This window comes from uncultured Amphritea sp., from assembly GCF_937127095.1.
Taxonomy (GTDB): Bacteria; Pseudomonadota; Gammaproteobacteria; order Pseudomonadales; family Balneatricaceae; genus Amphritea.
In genome coordinates this window covers 299761-319562 of sequence record NZ_CAKZLP010000054.1, presented here as the reverse complement: position 1 = coordinate 319562, position 19802 = coordinate 299761, and the positions used below count along the sequence as shown (strand labels likewise).

The 19802-nt window shown below is 50.9% G+C and carries 14 protein-coding genes; 12 read left to right on the top strand and 2 right to left on the bottom strand.

The window, feature by feature from the left end:
• Positions 1–59 precede the first annotated feature (59 nt).
• The 7 genes from Q0499_RS13130 (at position 60) to Q0499_RS13100 (ending at position 13471) form a co-directional block, all read left to right on the top strand.
• Entirely contained in the window at positions 60–632 is a 573-nt protein-coding gene (locus Q0499_RS13130; RefSeq protein ID WP_299200111.1) for a phosphoribosyltransferase family protein, read from the top strand.
• 44 nt (positions 633–676) lie between these two features.
• Positions 677–1252, top strand: a complete 576-nt coding sequence (locus Q0499_RS13125; protein ID WP_299200109.1) for a phosphoribosyltransferase family protein — start codon at positions 677–679, stop codon at positions 1250–1252.
• A gap of 111 nt (positions 1253–1363) precedes the next feature.
• Positions 1364–2629, top strand: a complete 1266-nt coding sequence (locus Q0499_RS13120; RefSeq protein ID WP_299200106.1) for a DEAD/DEAH box helicase — start codon at positions 1364–1366, stop codon at positions 2627–2629.
• Between the two features lie 355 nt (positions 2630–2984).
• Positions 2985–4865, top strand: coding sequence for a diguanylate cyclase (locus tag Q0499_RS13115; RefSeq protein ID WP_299200103.1), 1881 nt, complete (start codon positions 2985–2987; stop codon positions 4863–4865).
• A 238-nt stretch (positions 4866–5103) separates the two neighbouring features.
• The gene (locus Q0499_RS13110; protein ID WP_299200101.1) at positions 5104–10710 is read left to right on the top strand and encodes an MG2 domain-containing protein; all 5607 of its coding nucleotides are present in this window, start codon (positions 5104–5106) and stop codon (positions 10708–10710) included.
• Positions 10691–13021 (top strand): penicillin-binding protein 1C, encoded by a 2331-nt coding sequence (pbpC, locus tag Q0499_RS13105; RefSeq protein WP_299200099.1) that lies wholly within the window; start codon positions 10691–10693, stop codon positions 13019–13021. The genes Q0499_RS13110 and pbpC overlap by 20 nt, the downstream gene beginning before the upstream one ends.
• Before the next feature lie 213 nt (positions 13022–13234).
• Positions 13235–13471 carry a hypothetical protein gene (locus Q0499_RS13100; RefSeq protein ID WP_299200097.1) on the top strand — a complete coding sequence of 79 codons (237 nt, stop codon included), beginning with the start codon at positions 13235–13237 and terminating at the stop codon, positions 13469–13471.
• 64 nt (positions 13472–13535) lie between these two features.
• On the opposite strand, the gene Q0499_RS13095 is transcribed toward Q0499_RS13100, so the two are convergent.
• On the bottom strand, positions 13536–14402 hold the full coding sequence (locus tag Q0499_RS13095; protein ID WP_299200095.1) for a LysR substrate-binding domain-containing protein: 867 nt from the start codon (positions 14400–14402) through the stop codon (positions 13536–13538).
• Between the two features lie 293 nt (positions 14403–14695).
• Here Q0499_RS13095 and Q0499_RS13090 point away from each other — a divergent pair, with 293 nt between their 5' ends.
• From Q0499_RS13090 to Q0499_RS13080, 3 genes are all read left to right on the top strand, one after another.
• Entirely contained in the window at positions 14696–14959 is a 264-nt protein-coding gene (locus Q0499_RS13090) for a hypothetical protein (protein ID WP_299200092.1), read from the top strand.
• Between the two features lie 219 nt (positions 14960–15178).
• Positions 15179–15391, top strand: a complete 213-nt coding sequence (locus tag Q0499_RS13085) for a cold shock domain-containing protein (protein ID WP_299200090.1) — start codon at positions 15179–15181, stop codon at positions 15389–15391.
• A gap of 143 nt (positions 15392–15534) precedes the next feature.
• On the top strand, positions 15535–16212 hold the full coding sequence (locus Q0499_RS13080; protein ID WP_299200087.1) for a M15 family metallopeptidase: 678 nt from the start codon (positions 15535–15537) through the stop codon (positions 16210–16212).
• On the opposite strand, the gene Q0499_RS13075 is transcribed toward Q0499_RS13080, so the two are convergent.
• Positions 16206–16703, bottom strand: a complete 498-nt coding sequence (locus Q0499_RS13075) for a cyclic nucleotide-binding domain-containing protein (protein WP_299200085.1) — start codon at positions 16701–16703, stop codon at positions 16206–16208. The two genes, Q0499_RS13080 and Q0499_RS13075, sit on opposite strands and share 7 nt — an antisense overlap.
• Positions 16704–17104: 401 nt before the next feature.
• On the opposite strand from Q0499_RS13075, the gene pcaF reads away from it, so the two are divergent.
• Both pcaF and paaK read left to right on the top strand, forming a co-directional pair.
• Positions 17105–18313, top strand: coding sequence for a 3-oxoadipyl-CoA thiolase (pcaF, locus tag Q0499_RS13070; protein ID WP_299200083.1), 1209 nt, complete (start codon positions 17105–17107; stop codon positions 18311–18313).
• Positions 18314–18418: 105 nt separating this feature from the next.
• A complete protein-coding gene (paaK, locus tag Q0499_RS13065; protein ID WP_299200081.1) occupies positions 18419–19729 on the top strand; it encodes a phenylacetate--CoA ligase PaaK in 1311 nt (436 codons plus the stop codon).
• Positions 19730–19802 lie beyond the last annotated feature (73 nt).

Genomic DNA, 19802 nt, shown 5'->3' with positions numbered 1-19802 from the left:
ATACAGAAATGGTCGCCCGGTTGTTATGATGGCAGGCGTTATCGACAGAGCATGAAACGATGGAAAAAACATATCTCGATGCCCAGACATTGCTGGAAGACTCTTTCCGCCTAGGGGCAAAAATTATTAATGATGGTTTCCGGCCCACCTATATTATCGCTATCTGGCGGGGAGGCACCCCCATTGGCGTCGCGGTGCAGGAATTTCTCGCTTATTACGACATCCAGAGCGACCATATTGCGATCCGCACCTCATCTTACAGTGATGGCATCGATGGCCGGTCTAAATCGGTACGGATTCATGGGATGGATTATCTGATCAAGAACATTCAGGCGACCGACAGTCTGCTGATTGTCGATGATGTCTATGATACCGGGCTGACGATTCAGGCGGTGATCGAAGAGCTTGAACTGAAGTGCCGCCTCAACACGCCTAAAGATATTCGTATCGCAGTGCCTTACTTTAAGCCGACACGGAATAAAACCGGGGTAGACCCTGAATATTATCTGCATGAAACAGAGGCCTGGCTGAAGTATCCACATTCGCTTGAAGGTCTGACCGTCGACGAGATAAAACGACACCGTCCGGAGCTGTTTAATATTATCGGTCATCTGATTCCTGACGCGGACTGATCCGCCAATGATAGTGACGATTCCCCTGTGGGAAGGTGAGCATGATGGAAAAACATTATATTTCTGAAGAATCACTAATCTGTGACTCGTTCCGCTTAGGTGCACAGATCTTTGAAAGCGGTTATCGCCCCGACTTTATCGTCGGCATCTGGCGCGGCGGCAGCACCGTTGGTATCTATGTGCAGGAGTGCCTGCAATACCTTGGGGTGAAAACCGACCATATCTCTATCCGCACATCCTATCGCGGACTGCCCGGTTATCAGTCGATGATTGACGGAGAGGGGAGTATCAAAGCCCATGGTTTGCGCTATCTGCTGGAAAACCTGAATCGAGATGACAAACTACTGATCGTTGATGATGTATTTGGTTCCGGCAAGAGTATCGATGCGGTTCTGACTCAACTGTCCCAGCGGGCCAAGCGTAATATGCCGCTGGATGTGAAGGTCGCGGTGCCCTGGTTTAAACCGGCCAACAACCAGACTCAAAGGGTCCCTGACTTCTATACCCATACCACCGATCAGTGGCTGGTGCTGCCTTATGAGATGGTGGGTTTAACCGAGGCCGAGATCTTTGCCAATAAGCCCGGTTTGCAGGCAATTATGGAGACGGTGAAGATCTGACAGCGTCATAATGCAAATGATCTGTAATGAGTTTCACTTAATGGTTGAAATTCCTTTATCATATGCGCCCGTTAAATTGGCTTAGCAAGAGCAAGGCACAGAGGATTTATCATGAAGTTTTCAGCATTAGATCTGGCACCTGAGATTCAGCAGGCCCTGGATGCCTGTGGCTATAGCCAGATGACTCCGGTGCAGGAGCAGGCGATTGTGCCCGCCCGCCGGGGTAAAAATGTATTGGCGAATGCGCAGACCGGCACCGGTAAAACCGCTGCATTCGCACTGCCTATCCTGCAACAGATGCATGATCGGCCGCAGCCGACTGCGTCCGGTTGCCCGCGGGCTTTGATCCTGACGCCTACCCGTGAACTGGCAGAACAACTGGCTGAAACCATCAAACGTTATGCTCAGTTTCTGCCATTAAAGGTTCTCGCGCTATATGGCGGCGTGAACATGGATGGTCAGCAGAAAAAGCTGAAAGCCGGTGTTGATATTCTGATCTCGACCCCGGGGCGTTTACTCGAGCATGTCGTGCAGTGCAACGTCAGCCTGGCAAAAGCTGAGTTTGTGGTGCTGGACGAAGCGGACCGGATGCTGGATATGGGCTTTATTGCCGATGTCAGCACACTGCTGCAGCAGGCGTCTAAAAAACGTCAGACGCTGATGTTTTCAGCAACGATATCGCCGACGGTTAACGAAGTGGCGAAGAAACTGATGACCCCTTACGAAACAGTACGGGTGGCAAAACTGAACTCCACCGCGGATACGGTCGAGCATGTGGTCTATCCGGTGGAGGAGAAGCGCAAAGCGGATCTGTTTGCCGAGCTGATCAACAAACATCAGTGGTTTCAGGTGTTGGTATTTACCAGCACCAAAGCCCAGGCTGACTCCCTGATGGTCGATCTGAAAATTGATGGTATCTCTGCGGCGATCTGCCATGGAGATAAATCTCAGGGATCACGCCGTCGCGCTATTGCTGATTTTAAAGCAGGCAAGATTCAGGTATTGGTGGCGACAGAGGTGGCGGCCCGGGGCCTGGATATTCAGGGGTTGGAGCTGGTGGTGAACTACAACCTGCCCTATCTGGCTGAAGACTATGTTCACCGTATCGGCCGAACCGGTCGTGCCGGTGCCAAAGGCAAGGCGATCTCATTCGTCAGCCGGGAAGAGGAACGGGCTCTGGATGACATCGAACGTCTGGTCGGCGCTCGTATTCAGCGTATCTTTATGCCGGGCTACGAGGTTGGCAGCCGCGATAACCTGCGTAAACAGCTGGGTAAAAAGATTCATCGTCCACGTACCAATAAAGTCGGTCAGACGAAGATTATCCGCAATAAAGCCGGAGCGGCGAAACCTGCGGCTAAGAGTCGTAAGAAATAACCTCAACGATTCAGCGGCCGTCTCTTTTCTAATCTTTGATCTACACTTCATTAAGCTACCTCTCTCCGGTGGTCACCACTGCCGGGGAGAAGCACGGCAGTAACTACCACTGCGCTATTGAGAACCGCCTTATTCCTCCCTCTTGTAAGCGTGATTCAATACTTATCGTGAGTACTTATAAGTTGCATTGTGTTACTAAAAAGTATTTATCTTAAGGTGTTGATTGAATTCAAGTTCATATTAAATGGGCAAAGCTAGCTGAGAATAAATATTGAGTGATGAGACAAGCTCGATGATAAGAAAAACGCCATGGCGCTTTGTACAATTATTTACTTTTGTTGTCCTGGTGTTCAGCTTGTCTGCTCTGGTTGAGGGGCGGACGATCTCTGCGCCAGCCGTTTCTGATGAGCTGCCAAATGTCACACTACAATCAGGCACGATAGAGAACCTCGAATATCTGATCGAAGATGTTACACCACAGCGACCTTCTCAACTGGCAGATAATCGATCTGATCAGTGGACTGCTGTAAGCAAGGGGCCGCTTTACCTGGGTGAAACCGATAAGTTTGTCTGGGTCAGGTTTCATCTACAACCTGAGAGCGGTCTGCAGGAGTGGGTGCTCAGGGTTGATTGGGCATTGATTAACCATATTGAGCTTCATCTGCGCAATTCAGACAGTGGCGAATGGATACAGTCTGACAGCATCGTTAACTGGGATACCCGGTCGGGTATCGATAGAGTGCCGTTTTTCTTTCCTCTGCAACTGCCGGAAAACGCCGGTGTTGATGTTTATCTACGGGTGCAGTCTGAGCATAAATTTTTGTTGCCAGCTAGTCTGCTCACCGCTGAAGAGTATGACGATTATAAGTTTGAGCGAAATATCAAAATCGGACTTTTCTATGGCATTATTCTGGGGTTGTTAGTCTATAACCTGTTCCTCTACGTGTTTGTCAGAGATATTATCTACGCTGTTTACTGCCTCTACGTTGCATCCATAATCCTCTATACGCTGGTCATGACAGGTATTGGCCCAGCGTATATCTGGTTTGGGCATTCCTGGATAAACAGTGATGCCTTTAAGATTTTCCCCTCCGTATCTTTTCTTGCTGCCGTTGTATTCATCAGAGTCTTTTTGGATATTAAGAAATATGGTGGGATCTGCTTATGGTTCAGTAATCTTGCCATTGTCACCTGGCTGGGGCTCATCATTGTGATTCTGCTGCCGGGACTCTCGATTGGGCAGCAGGTATACGATTTGGCAGGTTTGTTGAGTCCGGTCATGGGCCTCTCTATGTCACTCTATTTATGGTATCGCGGCAATCTCTCAGCTAAGTATATGACTGTCGCATGGTTTCCACTGCTGGTTTCAACCTTCGTCTTGATGCTGAGTCTGACCGGTGTGATTTCAAACGTGTCACAGGTTTTAGACTTTCAGAGTATAAGTTTTGTATTTGAGGTTTTAATGCTATCTATAGCGTTAGCAGAGCGTATTAACCGGGAACGAAGAGAGCGCATCACAGCCCAGGAGATGGCGCTGCATTATTCCGAAGAGATGTTGAGTGCTCAGGAGCGTGAAGCGGTTGCTAACCTCAAAGCAATGACCGCAGAGCATCGAGCCAATACGGAGTTGGCCAGCCTGGTTGAAGAGCGTACAGTTGAGCTCCAGTTAACTATGGCAGAGCTGGAAGCTGCAAATAAAGCGTTGGCGACGCTCAGTAATACTGATGGACTGACGGGGCTGGCAAACCGGCGTCACTTTGACGAAGCCCTGGAGATTGCGCTTAGTGGGGCTATACGCCATAAGCGCTTCCTCTCTTTAATTATGTTCGATTTAGACTATTTCAAAAAACTCAACGATACCTATGGTCATCTGGTCGGTGACGAATGCCTGAAGTATGCAGCAAAATCTGTAAGTGAGCTGGTATCGAGGTCTGAAGATACTGTAGCGCGCTTTGGCGGAGAAGAATTCATTGCCGTTTTACCCAGCACTGACCCTGAAAGTGCCCTGAAGATATCTGAAAACATTCGCCAGGCGATCGAAAATATCGAGTTCGTACATGAGTCTGATGTTGTAAAGTTTACCGCCAGTTTTGGTGTGACGGGAGGAGTCCCTACGCCTGATATCAGCAGTAAATACCTGTTAGAGTGTGTTGATCAGGCCCTGTATAGCGCAAAAACGAACGGCCGCAACCGAGTCGAGTTCCGTAAGTTTCATCTGGCCATTGATATTGAATGATCAGGCTGACTATAGATCCTCTGCGGCAGGTCCCGCTTCTAACGTTCCTCTTCAGGGATGATTAAGGATCGCATGGTTAATGTTAGTAAGCGTGCGAACTCTGTCGATTGCAGATACACTCCCGCTTTAATGGAGACAGAACCTGATGTTATATAACCCTGACATAAAGCATTGGTATAATTGTCTTTCTACCGCACAATTCACTCTTTCGACGTCCATTCTATAAAGGGATTTATATATGTTAAGGGCTTCAGCGCTTTCTGGTTTACTGCTTCGGACTTTTGTTGTTCTACTGTTATTGCTGAATCTATCCGGCTGTAGTGATGATTCAACTCCTGCGACAACGGCTTCTGATGCTATAACGTCGCCTGAGACCGCTGCAGCAGAGAAAGCAGTGTCTGAGAACAGCTCTGCTGAGGCGGCCAATTCTGATAAGGGAAACTCAGATGAGGAAATCTCAGTTGAAGAAAGCTCAGATAACGGAAGCTCAGATAACGGAAGCTCTGTGGCAGATGCTGCTGCCGCTATGGACGCTGTGGCTGCTGATTCAACAGCTGAAAAAGACGAGAATAACGCTGCAAGTGCCGCCAGCATCGAGAATACTACATCGACAGCTCCAGTGTCAGAGGCTGTCGATAATCCATTAAGTTTACAATGGACAGACCTTAATCAGGGGCATCCCGTTGTCCGGGATGACACCGCCAATACCGTTTCGATTCATGCCCAGATTAGTGGCGCAGCGGGGCTCAAGAGTACTGAGATTGAGCAACTGATCAGCGTTTCGGATAGTGCCGCTGTGGTCGCGGTATTAATGCCGGAAAGTGCAGCGGGGGAGTCTGGTAAACCGGCTTTACCCGAGCTTGTGATTAGTAATATCGCCCGCCCAGACAGCTGCGGCCAGGAGCTGACGGTCAGCTGGAGCAGTCGTGCTTCTGACAGCGGGGCCCGGAGACAACAGGTATTCATAGTGCCCAGCTCTACGGGCGATGATAACAGCCCTCTTCAGTTAATCTCTGGTGGCATTGTTGACGATGCCGGTGGGGTGCTTGAACTGGTGTTCAACCGCAACCTCAATAAAGATCAGGCGCTGAAACATCTGGTTTCCAGTCAGTACCGTTTTACCCGCTATCAGGTTGATGCAAATAAACTACGGCTTGGACTGAACAACTCCAATGCTGAAAGTGTGCAGCTGACGGTGCATAAAGAGCTGCAGGATAGTTGTGGTGTGGGCCTTGCAGCCAGTCAGCATAAATCCTTTAGTATTGCGCCGATGAAGCCTGCTGTCCGTTTTACCGGCCAGGGCATGATTCTTCCCGATGGCGCGCGTATTGAACTGCCGTTTCAGGCGGTTAGTGCCAAATCGGTCACCGTCACTGCGTTTGAGGTGTTTGCTGATAATGTCGGTCAGTTCCTGCAGGAAAACCGCCTGCAGGATAGCCAGTCACTGGAGAAAGTCGGGCGCTTTATCTGGCAAAAGTCGATCCCTCTGGATGATGGCGGTCTGCGAAGCTGGCAGGACTATCGTCTGGATATCACCGAGTTAATGAATAAAAAAACCGGCAGCCTGATCCGCCTTACGCTGTCACTTGACCGGGGAGATTCGCTGCTGCCCTGCAGTGATGTTGAGAATGCAGTGGCGTTGCCGGAGCGAAAACTACCTGCTAATGCTGATCAGCTGCAGCATATGGATGGCGATAGTTCGTGGAACTATTACAACCAGTCTGCCGGCGGTTCTAATAACCTGAGCGCCTGTAGTGATCGTTATTATAAATACACTGCCGATACCCGCGCGGCGAAAAATCTGTTGCGTTCTAATATCGGCATCGTGGTAAAACAGGCACCCGATGCGGATATTGCGCATGTCATTATCACTAACCTGAAAACCTCTGAACCCATCGCTAATACTGAGGTTGAAATATTTAACTTTCAGGGACAGTCAGTGGGTCGGGCTAACACCGACAAGCGGGGATTTGCTGATGTAAAACTCAGCGGTAAAGCGTTTTATCTTCAGGCTGCGGCGGGCGATCAGATCGGTTATCTTAAGCTGAATGAGGTTAGCGCACTCACCACCAGTCAGTTTGATATTGGCGGCACCCATCTGCAAAGTAATATCGACGGTTTTATCTATGGTGAACGGGATATCTGGCGGCCCGGTGATAATATCTATCTGACCTTTATTCTGCAGGATAAGCTGAATGAGCTGCCCGCTGAGCACCCGGTTGTTGCCGAGCTGTTTAATCCTTCCGGCCAGCTGATTGAATCGATCTACAGCAGTCACCCAGTGGGAAATCTGTATACCTTTACCTTGTCCACCCCTCTGAATGCGCCGACCGGTAACTGGGAAGCGGTGGTGCGGGTTGGCGGGCAGGATTTTCACCATCCGTTGCGGATTGAAACGGTGGTGCCGAACCGGCTCAAGGTCGAGTTAGACCTGGCCGAAGATGCCCGTTTGCAAAACGCGGTTGAACAAACAGTCGGTTTGCACTCGCAATGGCTGCACGGCGCACCTGCCAGTGGTTTAAAGGCCGATGTAGCGGTCTCCCTGGTGCCGGTGAAAACCCAGTTTGCCGGTAAGTTCCCTGACTATACCTTTGATGATCCGGCCCGGGATTACCGTGGCAGCAAAATAACGCTGTTTGAAGGGCCGCTTGATGAACAGGGCGATACCAAGTTTGATCTGCTGATTGACAGTAAAACTCCGCCGCCGGGCATGCTTAAAGCGCTCTTTACCAACCGGGTGTTTGAAGAAAGTGGTCAGTTTAGCAGCAATAGTTTCTCCCGACCGTTTGATTATTATGACCGCTATCTCGGTTTGCAACTGCCGAAAGGTGATGCCGCCCGGGGGATGTTGCTCACCGATGAGGATCATAAAACCCGTCTGGTGGTGCTGGATAAAGCCGGTCAGCCGGTAAGTAATACTGATCTTGAGATCAGTGTCTATAAGCTTGAGTGGAAATGGTGGTACGAGAAGAGCAATGAGTCTCTGGCGCGCTATACCGATGCACAGCACAGCAAAATTGTTGCCAGCGGTGAGGCGGTTACCGATGAAAATGGCATGGCGGAGTGGCCGTTGCGGGTCAATTATCCTGAATGGGGGCGTTATCTGGTGCGCGCCTGTATCGCCGGTAAAGATACTCACTGTACTGGCAAAGTGGTCTACATTGACTGGCCTGGCTGGGCAGGGCGACAGCAGGAATCACAAGGCGATAATGTTGACCGTCTGACGCTGTTTAGTGATAAGAAAAAATATCAGGTGGGCGAAACCGCAACCGTGACGCTGCCAGAGCTGAAAGATGGCCGGGCGCTCGTTACTGTAGAGTCCGCTACCCGGGTGTTGAAACAGTTCTGGGTGGCACGGGGTGCGCAGAAAAAGATGCTGCAGCAACAGATTGAGATTGCGATTACCACTGAGATGGCACCGAACATCTATGTCAGCGTGACCTATCTGCAGCCCCACGCCAGCCGTGAAAATGACCGGCCGATGCGCCTGATGGGTATTATTCCCCTACAGGTTGAAGATCCGCAGAAACATCTTCATCCGCTGATTTCAACGGTTGATCAGGTCAGCTCCCGTGCCAGTTTTGATATTCAGGTATCTGAATCTGATGGTCGTCCAATGACCTATACCCTGGCGCTGGTGGATGAAGGCTTGCTGGGGCTGACCAACTACAAAGCACCGGATCCGTTTGATTACTTTTATCAGCGTCAGGCGCTGCAGGTGAAAACCTGGGATCTTTATAAAGATGTCGCGGGTGCTTACAGCGGTGAGCTGCATGGTTTGTTGCCGGTTGGGGGTAGTGATGCTCAGACCGATGATGACAAAAGTAAGAAAAACCGCCGTTTCCCGCCATTGGTGCAGTTTATCGGCAGTTTCGAGTTAGCCGCCGGTGAGCAGCGTAGTCACCATGTCACCCTGCCGATGTACCTGGGCGCGGTGCGGGTGATGGTGGTTGCCGAACAGGCAGCCGCTTACGGTAAAACGGAACACGAAGTGGTGGTGCGGGATGATATCTCGGTTTTTCCAACCCTGCCGAGAGTGATGCGAACTAACGAGCAGGCCAGTGTGCCGGTTGAGCTGTTTAATAACACGGCAGAGCCCTCCACGGTGCAGATCAGTATGCAGGCGGATGAGACCCGGGTGCAGGTGGCGGAACAGACACAGCAACTGACGCTGCCACCGTATTCTTCTGCCATTGCCCGCTTTGCAATCCAAACCGGTCATGTCACCGGTAAAGCGGCGTTTACTTTCGAACTGGCATCTGCAAATGCTCAGAGTAGTCAGACGGTTCATCTGGATATCAATGCGCCGAATGACCGGACCACCCGCACCACGTCCTATCTTGTCGACGGTGAGTCTTCACTGGATCTTACGCTGCAACCGTTCGGTATTGCCGGGAGCAACAGTGCCTCAGTCGCGCTGAGCCTGTTTAAACCCGTCAGCCTGAAATCGCGTATGGATTACCTGGTGCGTTATCCCCACGGCTGTATTGAGCAGACCACCTCTGCAGTATTTCCGCAACTCTATCTGGATCAACTGAGTCAGATGGACAAGGAAAAGCAATCACAGATTCAGCAGAATATCTCAGCGGGGATCAACCGGCTGCAGTCATTCCAGACGCTGGATGGTGGTTTCGCATACTGGCCCGGTCAGGGGCAGAGCAACGCCTGGGGCACCAATTACGCTGGTCACTTTCTGTTGCTGGCGCGGCAGGCCGGTTATGAGGTGCCTGAAAGTCTGATGCAACAATGGCTGTCGTATCAGTATCTGCAGTCTAGCTTTGCCGTCGACACTACGGATGGGGAAAAGATTAAAGCCCAGGCTTATCGGCTGTTTACCCTGAGCCTGTATGGCAAGCCTAACTGGTCGGCGATGTACCGGCTGAAAGCGTTGCAGGTGGATGACAGCGCCAGTGTGGCATTGCTGTCGCTGGCTTATCTGTATGCCGGTCAGGATGATGTTGCCCGGTCACTGATCTCCGGTGGGCTGACCGCGGTTGATCAGTATGATACTAATTCTGCCAGCTTTGGCTCGGTGCTGCGGGATAAATCCCTGTTTCTGATGCTCTATGCCAAACTCGCCGATCCGGTGAGCGCCACCGAACTGGCGGAAGAGATTGCCGGGCAGCTGGCAGAGGACCGCTGGTACAGCACCCAGTCCACCGCCTATGCGCTGGTGGCGCTGGCCCGTTATCAACAGGCTCAGCATACTAACAGCTCTTCTAAGCGTTCTGACGCGGTCATCGAACAGGATGGTGCTAAGCAAAGCCTCAGGGTTAGCCAGCAGGTGAGTGAGATTGCGCTGCTGAGCGGGCCAGACAACGGCCGGACGGTTAACATCAGCAACGCAGGGTCGCCGCCGGTCTGGGTTACCCTGACACAGAGCGGTGTAACCGAGCCGGGTTCTGAGCTTGAATATGCTCAGGGACTGGCCCTTGAGGTGAGTTATGAAAACAGCGAAGGCGAAACGGTTGCTATTGATCGTTTAGCGCAGGGCGCTAATCTCACAGCTCAGATTCGGCTGAGTAACACGACTAAGCATGAGATCAGTAATATCGCGCTGAACTTCAGAGCCGCCAGTGGCTGGCAGATCGATAACGAGCGTGAGGCTTGTTCTGAGGCGGCTTGTCAGTTTGATTATGTGGATATCCGCGATGATCGTGTGAGTGCCTATATGGGGCTTAAAGCGGGCGAAGCGAAGACGCTATCAATACCGATGAATGCTTCGTTTGTCGGTCATTTCTATCTTCCGGCGGCGTCTGCTTATGCGATGTACAACGATAATCTGAAAGCGCAGGTAAAAGGTCAGAGTGTTGAGGTTATGTCCGGTGCTGAGGCTGATAAATAAACGCAGGGTCATAATCGTTGCTGTGCTGGCCATTGTAACCGGGATATCCCTGTTCTGGCCGCTGCCTGAGCCGCTGTTCAATAAGCCGCTTTCCCGGTTGTTGCTGGATCAGCAGGGTCAACTGCTGAGTGCCCGGATAGCCGGGGATCAGCAGTGGCGGTTCCAGCCGGTATCGTCGCTGCCTGAAGCCTATACCACCTCGCTGATCCAGTATGAAGATAAACGCTTCATGTCGCACCCGGGGGTCGATCCTCTGGCGATTCTGCGGGCGTTTTATCTTAATCTGAAGGCCGGGCACGTTGTCAGTGGTGGCAGCACAATCACGATGCAGCTGGCACGTATGATCGAGGGTAACCGCGCCCGAACCTGGTGGCAGAAGTTACAGGAGTTGCATCTGGCCCTGCGTTTGGAAACTCAGCTGTCGAAGCCTGAAATTCTCGCTTTGTATGCCGCGAATGCGCCGATGGGCGGTAATACGGTGGGCATTGAGGCGGCCGCCTGGCGCTATTTTGGTCGCCGCTTAAGCGAATTGAGCTGGGCGGAATCTGCATTGTTAGCGGTGCTGCCCAACAGCCCGTCGGCGATGCACCTCTCCCGTAGCCGGGAACAACTGCGCCATAAGCGTGATTTTCTGCTGCATAAGTTATGGCAGAACGGCGTGCTGAGTGAGCAGGACTATCGCCTGTCGCTTCTCGAGCCAATCCCTGATAAGCCAAAACCCTGGCCCGCACAGTCGCAACGTCTGCTTGACCGACTGAGTCAGGAGTCGCCCGATCAGGCGGTGTTTCATACTGGAATCGATCGTCACCTGAGCCAAAAAATTGAGTTTATACTGCAACAGCACAGTCAGCGACTCGGGGCACTTGGGATTAACAATCTGGCGCTGATTGTGGTGGATAATGCTACGTTGCAGGTGAAAGCCTATTTCGGCAATATTCCCTTTAGCAACCGGCCAGAATTTGCGCCCTACGTGGATATTGCCAGTCAGCCGCGCTCGTCGGGCAGCACCCTGAAACCCTTTCTATACGCTTCGATGCTGGATAGTGGCGATATCACTCCGGTGATGCTGATTCCCGATATTCCCACCGCCTATGGCAGCTATCAGCCGACTAACTATGATGAGTCTTACCGGGGCGCTGTTTCGGCTCGCATGGCACTGACCGCTTCGTTGAATATCCCCTCGGTGCGGATGCTGGATCAGTACAGCTATCAGGCTTTTTATGATCAATTAAAGCGGTTTGGCTTCAGTCACCTGTTCCGCACGCCAGAAGCCTATGGACTCTCGCTGATTCTGGGAGGCGCCGAGGTGAGTCTGGTCGATCTGACCGCGGCGTATGCCAATCTAAGCCGTCAGGCACAGAGTGCGGCTCCTGTTGTTCAACAGCCTTTGAGTTACGGCGCGAGTCACTTGCTGGAGTCGGAGAAGAGCTCGCCGATCAGCCAGGGCGCTGCCTGGCTGACGCTGGATGCACTGTCAGACGTGACCCGGCCGGGTCTGCACAAAATGCATCGGCTGTTTTCCGGTTCAGCGAAGGTGGCCTGGAAAACCGGAACCAGTTACGGCTTACGGGATGGTTGGGCTATCGGCACCAACCGGGATGTGACCGTGGGTGTGTGGACCGGCAACGCCAATGGTGAGGGGCGTCCGCTGTTGACCGGCACGAGTGCTGCGGCGCCGGTGCTGTTTGATACGCTCAATATTATTTCCGCATCAGGCTGGCCGGAGACACCGGATGCGGCTTTGAAGTCGATACAGGTGTGTCAGGAGAATGGCTTTCTGCCTAAATTTGATTGCCCCAGAGAAACCGTGTCGATGCCGGTGGGGACGCAGTTTGAAAAGGTAAGTCCGCATCATTTTCAGGTGGCTGTGGATAAAGCCTCAGGGTTGCGTACTAGCCGGGGTTGCGATGAAAGCGGCAGTGTTATCAGTAAAACCTTTTTTCAGTTACCCCCTTCTCAGGCAGCCTATTATCGTATCTCTCATCCGGGCTATACGCCGGTACCGGATTTTGATTCTGCCTGTTCACCGGATCGGCGAGCGCTAAATGGCAATTTTGAAGTTACCTACCCGGGGCCGGGTCAGGTGATCAGTTTGCCGAAATATTTGAATGGTCAGCAGGGTGAAGTGGTTCTGCGTGCCAGCGCCAAAAAGGATTCATCCCGACTGTACTGGCATCTGGATAAGCACTATCTGGGCAGCACCCGAACATTCCATGAACTGGCAGTCTCATTAGCTGAAGGTCCGCATCGGTTACGGCTGGTTGATGAGCAGGGCGTATGGCAGGAGGTGGCTTTTTCAGTGGTCAGATAGCCGCTATGTGATCACTGTTGGTGCATGATACGGATTATCTGACGCTATCGTCAGATTTTTGTATTTAAAATGTTGATCAATGAGGAATGATGGTATACAACTAAGGTATAACTAAGGGCCAGCTATACGCTGGTTTTTGTCCCTCAGATCGTTTCTTCCAGAGGGGGCAGTATAATAATAAAGCAACTGAAAGTGTTGTAGGAGCAGGCGCATATGATTTCTGTTTTGAAGGATCAGAATGATTTTTTTGCTTTTCTTCAAGGGTCTGGGGTTCCACTGAAACACACCTGGACCCCTCAACAATGTAGTCAGGCAGCACTTGCTTGGCTTGTCGATCAAAACGATGTTATCCGCACCCAGTTTGCCGTTACCGTGACCGAATTGCAGGATAATGCTCAGGTAATGCAGCCCGAAATTAAAGAGGCGTTATCTATCCTGGTGGATAGCTAAGCCGCTGCCCGATGACTGCTGATATCTCTCGAAACATTGTGTCGGCCTGACTTGGCACTCCTTGTCAGAGTGTCATCTCCGGCTTGAGCTCATATTGACACAACTTTTCGATAATGGGTTGTAGCTGTGGATAACGCTCTGATTCTTTTACATATACCGCGTACACTGAACGTTTTACCGGTTTGATATTGCTAACTCGGTGGAGCTTCTCTGATTCCAGATAGGGACCGGCTAACACCAGTGGCAGGAACGCTGAGCCGCCATGGCTGAGTACAAACTCCAGGGCGATCTGACTCTGTTCGGTATGCAGAATGGGTGTGAGTGGTTTTTTGAAGAGTTTGTTTATTCTCAGATTGAACGCCATTCCCCAGTCAACAAAGATAAAATCATGCTCCTGAACCTGATCTGATGTCAGGTTGGGATGGCTGCTGACCAGTACCAGCTCTATCTGGCCAATCTGTTGCTGATTCAATTCTTTGAGGCTCGGCGGGTCCAGTAAGATTGCAAGGTCCAGTGTGCCTGAGAGCAGTGACCGGGTCAGTTCCAGATGATTATTAATCTCTGTTCGGATCGCCATATTAGGGAAGCTTTCAGCCAGCTTAGGCAGCGTGGATTGCAGAAAGGTGCCCCACAGGTTTGTTATCCCGCCTAATACCAGTTGCAGATCCTGTTCTACCGAAATAGCGACGTCCTGCAGTGCCATTTGCCAGTTTTTAATGATGTTTTCTGCATGCGGTATCAGCCGTTCACCGGCCATAGTCAGCAGGATGTTATTACGCTGACGGGTAAACAGCGGTACGCCAACCAGCTCTTCCAGATGCCTGATCCGAAAGCTCACTGCGGACTGCGTCAGGTAGAGGTTCTGAGCCGCCTTACCAAAATGACGGGTGCGGGTGACTTCAATAAAAGTGCGTAGTAGTCCGATTTCCATAATGTAAAACAAATGCTCGGTTTGTAAGTCAGACTAGCAAGTTCGACTAGTAAGTTCGACTAGCAAGTTCGATTAGTAATTTTTATCGAAATAATAAAAAAGGATCATTTTACAGGCTTTGAAACTGTGATAATAATCCAATTGTACTTTAAACAGTATGTTAAAGAACTGATCAAATATTTTTATGGTCAGACGCCCTGTATCTGCTTGTCGGGTTTCAGGCGTTCGGTCAGGTGAAACGCAATAGATGTGCGTAACACATAAAAGCCCTTGAGGTATTAAAGAGAAGCATTATGAGTAACAGGAATCGTGTCAATAACTATTCAGATGACCAGGATGACTGGGATGAAGAATTCGATAGTTATAAAGGCAGCAAGCGTCGCGCGCGCCCGATCCGAGCAGTAGATTTTGACTCTGACGATTTTGGGGACGAGGCAGATGACGATCTGCCTGAAGAGCTGGGTCGTAAGTCACACAGTCGTCGCAGAGATATCGAAGACCGTCTTGAACGGCAACGTTTGAAACGCGACATCTTTGGAGATATGGACCGGGCTTAACCGGATGCATACTCAACTAAAGCAGGCACTCGCCTGCTTTTTTTTGATCTGCGACGCCTTTATATGCATTGTTAGCCAATTATAGGAGTTTTTCTTATATACCCGTTTGCTCATATTTCTGAAAATAGTCGCAGAGTAGTCAGATCAATATGGACATTGCAGAGCTCACGTTGAAGAGCACTGACGACAAGCAGTTACTGATTAAATAAGGAGCGCTGAATGCATACGGGAACAGTTAAGTGGTTTAACAATGCGAAGGGGTTTGGTTTTATAGTCTCTCCTGACTTCGAAGAGGATCTGTTTGTGCACTATTCAGCCATTATTACCGAAGGTTATAAAAGTCTGAAAACAGGTCAGTCTGTAAGGTTTGAAGCATCACCGAAGGATGTCGGCATTCATGCCGTCAACATAACGCCGATTGCTGTCGGTTAAACAGCCCCTGCTACTTTCTTCATGTGCAGCCTTTCAGGCTGCACATTTCTCCGTTTGATCCGATATACTTTGTTGAGTGAGTCTCAGCCGTTAGCGTTTTTACAATGAGTCTCTGTGATTGAGTGATCTGACCGGAGAGCCTGATGCATCAACTGGCACCATCCTCTTCTCAAGTGCTAGCAGTGCCTGTTCAGGAGTGCGGTGAACCACTTGTCAATATACGCCTGCTGGGTGGCCTGCAATATGGACCACCACCGGAATGCCCTGAAACCGGGGATGACTACACCTTTGTCCGTGCGGGCATCTATACCCGTCTGTTGCATGCCCAGTCTCTACTGCCTGTTGGTATTTATCTGCGCCTGTATGAAGGATATCGCAGTCTCAATGTGCAGAAAATATTATTCGTTAATGAGATGAAACGGGTGCGTAAGCGACTGCCTGAGATCTCCAAAGCCGAGCTATTCGATGAAACAACGCGGATGGTCTCCGCAGTCGCCTATCCGGACGGCACTCTTAATATTCCTCCTCATAATACCGGGGCTGCGGTGGATCTGTTTCTGGTTGACGAGAGTGGCACGATGCTCGATTTTGGCATGGATATCTACCGCTGGACGGAAACTGCTCCGGATCTCTGCCTGACGCAGGCTTCATCTATTAGTGCTGCCGCTATGGCAAACCGTGTACTGCTGGGGGATGTAATGAGCCGGGCAGGCTTTGTTAACTATCTGCAGGAGTGGTGGCACTTTTCTTATGGTGATCGCTTTTGGGCCTATCTGAGTGGCCATGATCATGCCATCTATGGTGGCACGCGACATCAGTGATCTGTTTCACTTATCAGCGATTTTTTCACCAGAATATTGTTAGTGTTTCTCAGTGTCCGGGCCATCTCCCGGGCAAGGTTCATCATCAGAATGCCGAACTCAAGCGGGTGACGCAAGTGAAAGTCGTGATACACCTCTGAGTTTATCTCCAGTGAGGTGCCTGCTTCACACGCCGGGGCTAGTCCCACCCGGTCATGCAGTGCAATCATACTGACAAAACCGATCTGTTCTCCGGCTTTGTACTGGCGGATATAAGCATAGCGACCCTCATGATATTTATAGTAATCGACTGAACCCGCCAGAATGACATGAAAACTGTTGCCCGGCTGGCCCTGGCTGAACAGTTCCTCACCCGCTTTGAACTCGCGGATAACCCCATTTTTCAGCAACCAGTGGATCGCAGATTCAGGTAATGCGCCAAATACCGATGCATTGGTAAATGAGCTTAATGGATAATGTTCTAACAACTGTTGGCTGGTGATTATGTTCATAGACTTACCCCCTACATCGCCTGGTTAACAGTTTAGTACGGTTAGCGCTGTTTTCAGATCTTTTTGCCTGCGTGCGGTTTATCAGTGTCGATTTCGCAATCGTAGTAAGTGCTGCTATTTATGACGTCAGCGATCTATACTCTGAATATCATTGATACAAATTAAGGCTTATCTTGTAGTAATTAGGTTTCATTAATAAACGCTATTAAACTTACAATGGTGATAGTAATCAGGGTATTTGGATGGTAGATCGGATAAAAGTGATACATAAAAGTTGTCAACTGTTTATAATTGTGTAATATTAAATCGAGACGGGAATAGCTGGCTTTACTGTTGCAGGACTTTTCAATCTGCAGGCTGCAAAGGTTAGCGAATCCAGAAAATAAAAATGAGGACATAACATGACAGATGCCTATATCTGCGACGCTATCCGTACGCCTTTTGGTCGTTATGGTGGCGGACTTTCTGCTGTGCGGGCTGACGATCTGGGTGCGGTGCCTATTAAGGCGCTGATGGATCGCAATCCACAGGTGGACTGGACTCAGGTAGATGACATTATCTACGGCAATGCCAACCAGGCCGGTGAAGATAACCGCAACGTCGCGCGTATGTCAGCATTGCTGGCGGGGATGCCGACGGAAGTCCCTGGCACGACGATCAACCGTTTGTGTGGTTCCGGTATGGACGCCATCGGTGTGGCGGCACGCGCTATTAAAGCCGGTGAAACTGAGCTGATGATCGCCGGTGGCTGTGAATCGATGTCCCGTGCGCCCTTTGTTATGGGTAAAGCGGAGTCAGCGTTCAGTCGCACCCCCAACGGCCTCTATGACACCACCATTGGCTGGCGCTTTATCAATAAAAAGATGAAGGCTGAGTATGGCGTGGATAGCATGCCGGAAACGGCTGAAAACGTCGCCGAAGAGTTTAATATTTCCCGCGAAGATCAGGATCTGTTTGCTTTGCGCAGTCAGCAGAAAACCGCCGCAGCAATGGCCAGTGGCCTGTTTGAGCAAGAGATCGTACCGGTGGTGATTCCACAGCGTAAAGGTGAACCATTGGTGGTTGATACCGATGAACATCCCCGGGCGTCAACAACTTTGGCAGATCTGTCTAAACTGAAAGCACCGTTTCGTGAAGGTGGTTCAGTCACCGCCGGTAACGCATCCGGAGTGAATGATGGTGCCTGTGCGCTGCTGATCGCGTCTAAATCGGCGGCGGATAAATATGGCTTGACGCCGAAAGCCCGGATTGTCGGTATGGCAACGGCGGGTCTGGCGCCGCGTATTATGGGCTTTGGCCCATCGCCAGCAACCAAAAAAGTGCTGGCTAATACTGGACTGACGCTGGATCAGATGGATGTTATCGAACTTAATGAGGCGTTTGCGTCTCAGGGGCTGGCGGTCATGCGTGATCTGGGACTGGCCGATGATGCAGCCCATGTCAATCCGAATGGTGGCGCTATATCGTTGGGGCATCCTCTGGGTGCCAGTGGTGCCCGTTTGGTGATGACTGCGATGTATCAGTTACATCGCACTGGTGGTCGCTATGCGCTCTGTACTATGTGTATAGGTGTAGGGCAGGGTATCGCGATGATCATTGAACGCGTGTAATTCTGTGTGACACGTTGATCAGCCCTGCGCAGGACCGAATGCCTGGCGGGTTGATTTTTAAATGTTCTGAGTACTGCAATATAAAAAGACAGGACGAGCAAAGTTATGAAATATGATAAGCATCCCCGTCGGGCGCTTGATCCCATTGAAACCGCCAGCATTGATGAGCTGCGAGCTCTGCAGCTAGTGCGTATGCAGTGGAGTATTGCACACGCCTACAATAATGTTCCGGCGTATAAAAAACTATGCGACCAGCATGATGTTCATCCCTTCGAGTTGAAGCAGCTGGATGATCTGCAGCGTTTTCCGTTTACCACCAAAGCGTATCTGCGAGATGCCTATCCGTTTAACTCCTTTGCGGTGCCGATGACCGACGTGGTGCGGGTGCATGCGTCTTCTGGTACCACGGGTAAGCCAACCGTCGTGGGTTACACCCAGAATGATATCAATGTCTGGGCGGATGTGGTGGCGCGTTCTATCCGTGCCGCTGGCGGCCATGCAGGCGATAAGGTGCATATCTCTTACGGTTACGGTTTATTTACCGGCGGTATGGGTGCCCACTACGGCGCTGAGCGTCTCGGTTGTACGGTGATTCCGATGTCCGGCGGCCAGACGGAGAAGCAGGTTCAGCTGATGAACGACTTCGATCCTGACATTATCATGGTTACACCGTCTTACATGCTCAATATTATCGATGAGATAGAGCGTCAGGGGTTAGATCCTCACAAGATGGCACTGCGCTGTGGCATCTTTGGTGCTGAGCCCTGGACCGATGAAATGCGTAAAAACATCGAAAACCGTCTGGGGATTGATGCTGTCGACATCTACGGCTTGTCCGAAGTAATGGGGCCGGGTGTGGCGATGGAGTGTATCGAAACCAAAGATGGCCCGACGATCTGGGAAGACCATTTCTATCCTGAAATTATCGACCCGAATACCGGTGAAGTGCTGCCCGATGGCCAGTATGGTGAGCTGGTATTTACCTCGCTGACTAAAGAAGCCTTACCGATTATCCGTTACCGTACCCGCGATCTGACCCGATTGCTGCCGGGCACTGCCCGTCCGATGCGGCGTATCGATAAGATCACTGGCCGCTCTGATGACATGATGATTATCCGCGGGGTGAACGTCTTCCCGACCCAGATCGAAGAGCAGATTCTGAAGATCGCTGCGTTGGCGCCGCACTATGAGATCGTGGTGGATAAGCAGGGTAACCTCGACACCGTGCTGGTGAAGGTAGAACTCAATAGCGAAGCGGCCAGTGCCCGTCAGGATCAGACTGCTAAAGAGCTGGCGCATCATATTAAGGCGGTAGTGGGAATTTCTACCCAGATTGAAATTCTGCCGCCGGGGACTATTCCCCGTTCTGAAGGAAAGGCGAAGCGGGTATTTGATAACCGCCCGAAAATCCAATAAAGCGGGCGGCCTGTTGCCGGGATCGCCAACGTAAAAGCCATCGCGAAAGAGCTTTGTTGAGTGCTCTTAAACG